This is a genomic window from Streptomyces endophyticus (assembly GCF_035798155.1).
GTDB classification, from domain to species: Bacteria; Actinomycetota; Actinomycetes; order Streptomycetales; family Streptomycetaceae; genus Streptomyces; species Streptomyces endophyticus.
Window position 1 is genome coordinate 143,123 of sequence record NZ_JAOZYC010000057.1, and the last position, 6,007, is coordinate 149,129.

5 protein-coding genes and 1 riboswitch are annotated in these 6,007 nt (G+C 70.5%); of the genes, 2 read left to right on the top strand and 3 right to left on the bottom strand.

Annotated elements, in window-relative coordinates; all coding sequences use genetic code 11:
* Positions 1-118 precede the first annotated feature (118 nt).
* From OKJ99_RS08640 to OKJ99_RS08650, 3 genes are read right to left on the bottom strand one after another with little or no spacing between them, the layout of a single operon-like run.
* Positions 119-1,006 (bottom strand): geranyl diphosphate 2-C-methyltransferase, encoded by an 888-nt coding sequence (locus tag OKJ99_RS08640; protein ID WP_326015255.1) that lies wholly within the window; start codon positions 1,004-1,006, stop codon positions 119-121.
* 16 nt (positions 1,007-1,022) lie between these two features.
* Positions 1,023-2,267, bottom strand: a complete 1,245-nt coding sequence (locus tag OKJ99_RS08645; RefSeq protein ID WP_326015256.1) for a family 2 encapsulin nanocompartment cargo protein terpene cyclase — start codon at positions 2,265-2,267, stop codon at positions 1,023-1,025.
* Between the two features lie 53 nt (positions 2,268-2,320).
* The gene (locus OKJ99_RS08650) at positions 2,321-3,739 is read right to left on the bottom strand and encodes a family 2B encapsulin nanocompartment shell protein (protein WP_326015257.1); all 1,419 of its coding nucleotides are present in this window, start codon (positions 3,737-3,739) and stop codon (positions 2,321-2,323) included.
* Positions 3,740-4,153: 414 nt separating this feature from the next.
* A riboswitch (TPP riboswitch) is annotated at positions 4,154-4,248 on the top strand.
* Here OKJ99_RS08650 and OKJ99_RS08655 point away from each other — a divergent pair.
* Positions 4,238-5,638, top strand: a complete 1,401-nt coding sequence (locus OKJ99_RS08655; RefSeq protein ID WP_326015259.1) for a purine-cytosine permease family protein — start codon at positions 4,238-4,240, stop codon at positions 5,636-5,638. It overlaps the preceding riboswitch by 11 nt.
* A 51-nt stretch (positions 5,639-5,689) precedes the next feature.
* Positions 5,690-6,007 (top strand): hydroxyethylthiazole kinase (locus OKJ99_RS08660; protein ID WP_326015260.1); only part of this gene is annotated, 318 nt, incomplete at its 3' end.

Here is a 6,007-nt window from a genome sequence, read left to right on the forward strand (position 1 = left end):
CAGGGCAGGCCGCCGTCGACGGATGATGGCACAGGCACGAACGCCGGGCGACACCGAAGGGGGAGGGGCCGTTCAGGAACGGCCCCTCCCCGGTGGTCAACAGACGTTCAGCGGACGGTCAGACGCGGTCCGCCGCGATCAGCAGGTACTGGAACGAGCCGTCCCTGTACGAGTTGATGAACGCGTCCTCGATGCCCGTGACCAGCGACGACGTGGCCCGCAGCTCCCAGTACGGGAGGGTGTCGGGCGTGAGGTCGATGACGGTCTGCGGCACGAGGCGGTTGTCGGCCATCGCGCGCAGGTACTCCCGGCGCGAGTGGATGTTGCACTCGAAGTGTGCGTTGATCTGAGACACCCACTTCGAGGGCTGGCCGTACCGCGGGTTCCAGCAGCCGGTGATGGTGACATAGCGGCCACCGACCTCCAGGATGCGGGAGTGCTCGGCGAACAGGTCGTGCAGGTCGACGTACATGGTCGACTCGTTGTTCCACGACGCCGAGATCTGCCCGGTCTCGAACGGGGTGTCCAGCATGTTGCAGACACGTGCCCTGACGTGGTCCTGGATGCCGAGTTCCGCGGCCCGCCCGTTGGCGAAGTCGGCCTGCTTTGCCGAGAGTGTGACCCCCTCGACCCTGCTCCCGAAGCGCCGGTGCGCCATCACCATCGAGCCGCCGCGGCCGCAGCCGGCGTCCACCAGGGTGTCGTCGCGTCCGATGTCGCCGAGGTTCCCGAGCAGGTACGAGGCCTGCGCCGACTCAAGGCGGTGCAGCTCGGCGATCAGCTTCTGCTCGCTCGCTTCACCCGCTCCGTCACCGAGCGCGGAGTGGTCGACCGCGCCGATGCCGTAGTGGTGGTGGTACAGACCGTCGACATCGCCGAGCCGCAGATTGACCGGCCGGGCCTCGCCGTCCCAGTAGCGGGCGATGTCCTCCTGGTAGGGGGTCGCCGGCTCGGGGATGTACGGGGAGGTGCTGGGGGCCGTGGCGGTGAGTTCGGTGCTGGTCACTGATGAGTCCTATCTCTTACCAGAAGTCGGGCAGGCTGTAGCGGTAGGTGTTGTTCTGGTGCCACTGGTGGTTGCCGTCGACCCACGCCGCGACGCCCCGCAGGAAGCGCTGGACGTTCGGGAGCGGGCAGGCGGCGGCCAGGGCCGCGGCCTCTGTCTCGAAGGCGTGCATGAGTTCGTTGTGGACCTCGACCGACTTGAGGTAGGCCTCCTTGTCGGACAGGTCCTCGCGTTCCGCGATCACGACCGGCAGGTTCAAGTGCCGCCCGGGAGCGTCGAGTTCCTTCGTGTACGAGTACAGGTCGTTGACGATGGTCGTCGCGTTCCCCGCGAGCGCGATGACCTTCTGCATGTCCGGCAGGGCGTGCAGGTCCGCCGGCAGTTCGTAGCCGCCGACGGTGTCGGTGATGGTCGGGCAGGGGCGGAAGTTGTTGAACTGGCGCATCGCCAGGTACTCCCACACCTCCGGTACGTGGTCGTGCTCGGACCAGGCCGCCTCGGCGAGGTAGCCCATGTGCAGGCGGGCCATGTCGTGCCGGTAGCGGTCGGCCTGGGAGGCGCTGCTCGCCTGGACGAAGTACTCCATGGCGGAGCGGTACGCGCGCCGGGGCGCGTCCGCGTACAGCGACTCGGCCCACTGCGGCTGGTACTCCCGCGTCGTGTACAGCGGGTCGAGGGTGGTGTGTGCGAGCAGGAGTCGTGAGCCGAGGCCGACGGGCGAGCCCCCGTGGTCCTCGCAGTAGCAGTCGTCCAGCGCGTTCTCCGCCATCATCAGCCGGGTGGCGATCATGACGTGGTCGACGGTGGGTGCGTCGGGGTGGCAGCCGACCATGTAGCTGCCCACGGAGAATCCGTCGAACTGCTCCTCCCAGTCGTCCGGATACAGGTCGACCTCGTCCATCGCCCAGGACTTGATCCGGCGGCTGACCTCCGCGACCCGTACGGGATCGGGGTCGGGCGCCGGGTGGTGGTACAGGCCGGGAACGGGTCGGCCCTTCTCGGTGGCACCTGTCGCCGGCTCCTCCCGCGGAGTCAGCCGCAGGCCCGCCGTGCCGAGGCCGCTGGGCCCGCGCAGCAACCGCCCCAAGTCGGCGCTCGTGGAGGGGACTTCGACCGCCGGCGATGGCACACGCGGCGGGCCGCCCGTGACGGCGCCGATGTCACGGGCGCGGGCCGCGGCGTCGGCCAGGACCTGCGCCCCGAAGCGGGAGGCCGCTTCCGGCAGGCTCGACTGCGGAGGTGTCGGCTCAGGCGGGGGCATCCATGTCTCCTTGAGGGCTCCTTGGTGGGGTGGGCGGCGGCGGTCCTGACCCGCTACCTGCTGGGCCAGCGGCCGATCTGCACGTTCTCCAGCACACCGACCGCGTCCGGCACGAGGATCGCGGCGGAGTAGTAGGTGCTGACGAGGTACTTGGTGATGGCCTGCTCGTCGACGCCCATGAACCGGACCGAGAGCCCCGGCTCGTACTCGTCCGGCAGCCCGGTCTGGTGCAGGCCGATGACACCCTGGTTGTCCTCGCCGGTACGCATGCAGAGGATCGAGCTGGTGCGTTCCTTGGTGACCGGGATCTTGTTGCAGGGCAGGATCGGCACCCCGCGCCAGGCCGGGACCTGCTGGCCGCCGAGGTCGACGTGGTCCGGATACAGCCCGCGCGCGTTGAACTCGCGTCCCATCGCCGCGATGGTGCGGGGGTGGGCCAGGAAGAACTTCGAGCCGCGGCGGCGACAGAGCAGCTCGTCCAGGTCGTCCGGCGTGGGCGGTCCCGAGTGCGGCTGGAGGCGCTGCTTGAAGTCGGCGTTGTGGAGCAGGCCGAACTCCCGGTTGTTGACCAGCTCGTGCTCCTGGCGCTCGCGCAACGCCTCGACGGTGAGCCTCAGTTGCTCCTTGGTCTGGTTCATCGGCTCGTTGTAGAGGTCGGCGACCCTGGTGTGGACCCGCAGGATCGTCTGCGCGGCCGAGAGCTCGTACTCCCGCGGCCTCGCCTCGTAGTCGACGAACGCGCCGGGCAGCTCGTGCTCGCCCACGTGCCCCGCCGACATCGGGATCTCCGCCTCGCCGCGGTGGTTCTGGCCCCGGCCCGCGAGCGACTTGAACTCTTCGATGTGCGCCTGGAGGGGCGGCGCGGCGGACAGTACGGCCGCGAAGTCGGAGCGCGAGAGGGTGAGCAGGGTGCCCGCCGTCTCGGCGACCGCGGTCTGCTCCCAGCGGGCGTCATCGTCAAGGAGTGCGTGGTCCCCGAAGCGGTCGCCGTCGGCGAGCACGTCGAGTGCCACCTCGTCGCCGTAGCCGCCCTCGGAGAACTGGCTGACACGGCCATGGGCGATCAAGTGCAGCCGGTCCGCGGGCGCCCCGCGCTCGACCAGCGTCTCGCCGGCCCGGAAGTCGCGCTGCTCGCACCGGTCGGCGATGGCGGTCAGCACGTCGACGTCGTCGAAGCCGCGCAGCAGCGCCAGTTCCCCGAGTTCGCGGGGGATCACCCGGACGTCGGAGCCGTCCTGGATGAACTCGATGGTCCCGTCGCCGACGGTGTAGGTCAGGCGGCGGTTCACCCGGTAGACGCCGCCCTTGGTCTCCACCCAGGGCAGCATGCGCAGCAGCCACCGCGAGGTGATCTCCTGCATCTGCGGGGCGGACTTGGTGGTGGTGGCGAGATTGCGGGCGGCCGCCGTGCCGAGACTGGTCTGCTTGAGCAGGGCCGTCGCGGTGTCCGGGGTGGTCGAGTCGACTGTCATCGGGTGAGCTCTCCTTGGTCGGGCGAAAGCGCGCATGCCCGTTGCGACGGGACAGAAGAAGGAAAGGTGAACAATTCGGAGGTAATGCGTCCAGATCCAGCATCACCGTAAGGTCCGCATCGCCCGCCGGACCCAGGGAAGTCGGCGACATTCGCTCGATGCGATGATCAAGTCCGCGCGGTGTTTGCGGGGGATCGACGGAACTCGGCCGGATTTCACGAGGCGTCCGAGCGGACGTCGGCCCTGGCCCGTGCGGGCAGCGGGCGTCGCGGCGCCGTAAACCCGACGGAAGTCGGCCACCTGCGACCTCGGGTCCGCATTGCGGACCTGGTGCCCGGCAAGGTAGAGGGCGGTGCGGCGGAACCGGAACCCACCCGCGCGCCACCCAAGGCCGCCGCGTTACCCTTGCCGCCGTAACCGGACACGGGGTGCCCCACCCAAGGGCTGAGAACACACCCGTCGAACCTGAACCAGTTCGTACTGGCGGAGGGATGTCTCATGCCTGTGGCGCATGTTTCCAGTGACCTGCCTGCCGACCGCGAGGGCGGCGCCTTCGACGGGCGGATGCCCGCGGCACCCGGCGACCTCGGCATCGAGGGGCACGGCATCGAGCCGGTCCCCGAGGGCAACCGCTACGGCGGGGCCGGGCGCCTGTTCACCGTGTGGTTCGCCCCGAACCTGACGATGACCGGTGTCTTCACCGGCACCGTCGGCATCGCGCTCGGACTCGACTTCACCACCGCGCTCGCCGCCGTCGTCCTCGGCACCCTCGTCGGCGCTGTGCCGACCGCCTACCTGGGGACGTGGGGGAGCAGGACCGGGGCGGGGCAACTGCCGCTGGCCGGGCTCGCGTTCGGGCGCGGAGTCGTGCTGCCTGGCGTGTTGCAGTGGCTGTCGTCCATCGCCTGGGACGCGCTGATCGGCCTGTTCGGCGGTGACGCGCTGGCCCGGCTGTTCGGCTGGCCGTTCTGGGTCGGCGTCCTCGTCATGCTGCTCGCCCAGGGGCTGCTCGGTGTCTTCGGCTACGAGGCCATCCACCGGTTGCAGATCGTCATGACCTTCGTGCTCGGCGCCGCGTTCGCGCTGATCGCCTGGCGGCTGCTCGACGGTGTGCACCCCGCCGCCCACGGCTCCGTGCACGGCGCCGACCGCCTCGGCGCGTTCGTCCTGACCAGCACCATCGCACTCAGCCTCAGCCTGTCCTGGGCGCCGTACGCCAGCGACTTCAGCCGCTACCTGCCCGCCACCACCTCCCGTACCCGCATGTTCTGGTACACGCTGCTCGGCCTGCTGGTGTCGTTCGTGGCCGTCCAGGCGCTCGGGCTGTGGGGCGCCTCCGTGCTCACCGACCAGACGGCGGCCGGGGTCTACAAGATCCTCGGAGGGGGAGCGGTCGGCGGATTCGGGCTGCTCGCGGTGGCACTGGCCGCACTGTGCAGCAACGCCATGAACGACTACAGCGGCTCGCTCGCCCTGCAGACCATCGGCGTGCGCATACCGCGCCCGCTGGCCGCCGCCCTCGCCGCCGCGCTCGGCTTCCCGCTCGTCCTGTGGATGCACGCCGCCGACACCACCGCGCGGTTCCAGAATGTGCTGCTGTTCGTCGGGTACTGGATCCCTGGCTTCGTGGCGATCGTCCTCGTCGACTGGCGCGCGCGGGCCAGGGCGCGGGCCGGCGCACCGATCGATCTCGCCGCCGAGCGGGAGCGACGTCAGCCCGCCTGGCCCGCCCTGCTGGCCTTCGCGGCGGCCTTCGCCGCGGCGGTCCCGTTCATGGACACCAGCCTGTACGTGGGGCCGGTGGCGGAAGCCCTGCACGGCGCGGACGTCTCGTACTACGTGGCGTTCCTCGTGGCCGCCGCCGTGTACGCGCCGCTGCGGCTGCGGATACGCGCCTGACCTGCCGTACGAGCCCTCGCACCTCGCACCTCCTGTACTTGGAGTCACCCCATGCCTCAGACGTCCCCCGGATGCCCCGACGACCTCGTCGCCTTCGCGGCGCGGGCGCTCGGGCGCGTACAGAGCGAAGCACCGCTGGTGCAGTGCCTGACCAACGCGGTGGTGACCGGGTTCACCGCCAACGTCCTGCTCGCGGTGGGCGCCGCGCCCGCCATGGTCGACATCCCGGACGAGGCGGGGCCCTTCGCCCGCGTCGCCTCCGGCGTGCTGGTCAACCTGGGCACCCCGCGCGCCGAACAGCGCGCCGCCATGCCCGAGGCGGCGCGGGCCGCGGCCGAGGCCGGCACGCCCTGGGTGCTCGACCCGGTG

Excerpts from the sequence above, each read along its gene's own strand:
- OKJ99_RS08650 (WP_326015257.1), bottom strand. The coding sequence starts at position 3,739 with ATGACAGTCGACTCGACCACCCCGGACACCGCGACGGCCCTGCTCAAG.
- OKJ99_RS08645 (WP_326015256.1), bottom strand. The coding sequence starts at position 2,267 with ATGCCCCCGCCTGAGCCGACACCTCCGCAGTCGAGCCTGCCGGAAGCG.
- OKJ99_RS08655 (WP_326015259.1), top strand. The coding sequence starts at position 4,238 with ATGCCTGTGGCGCATGTTTCCAGTGACCTGCCTGCCGACCGCGAGGGC.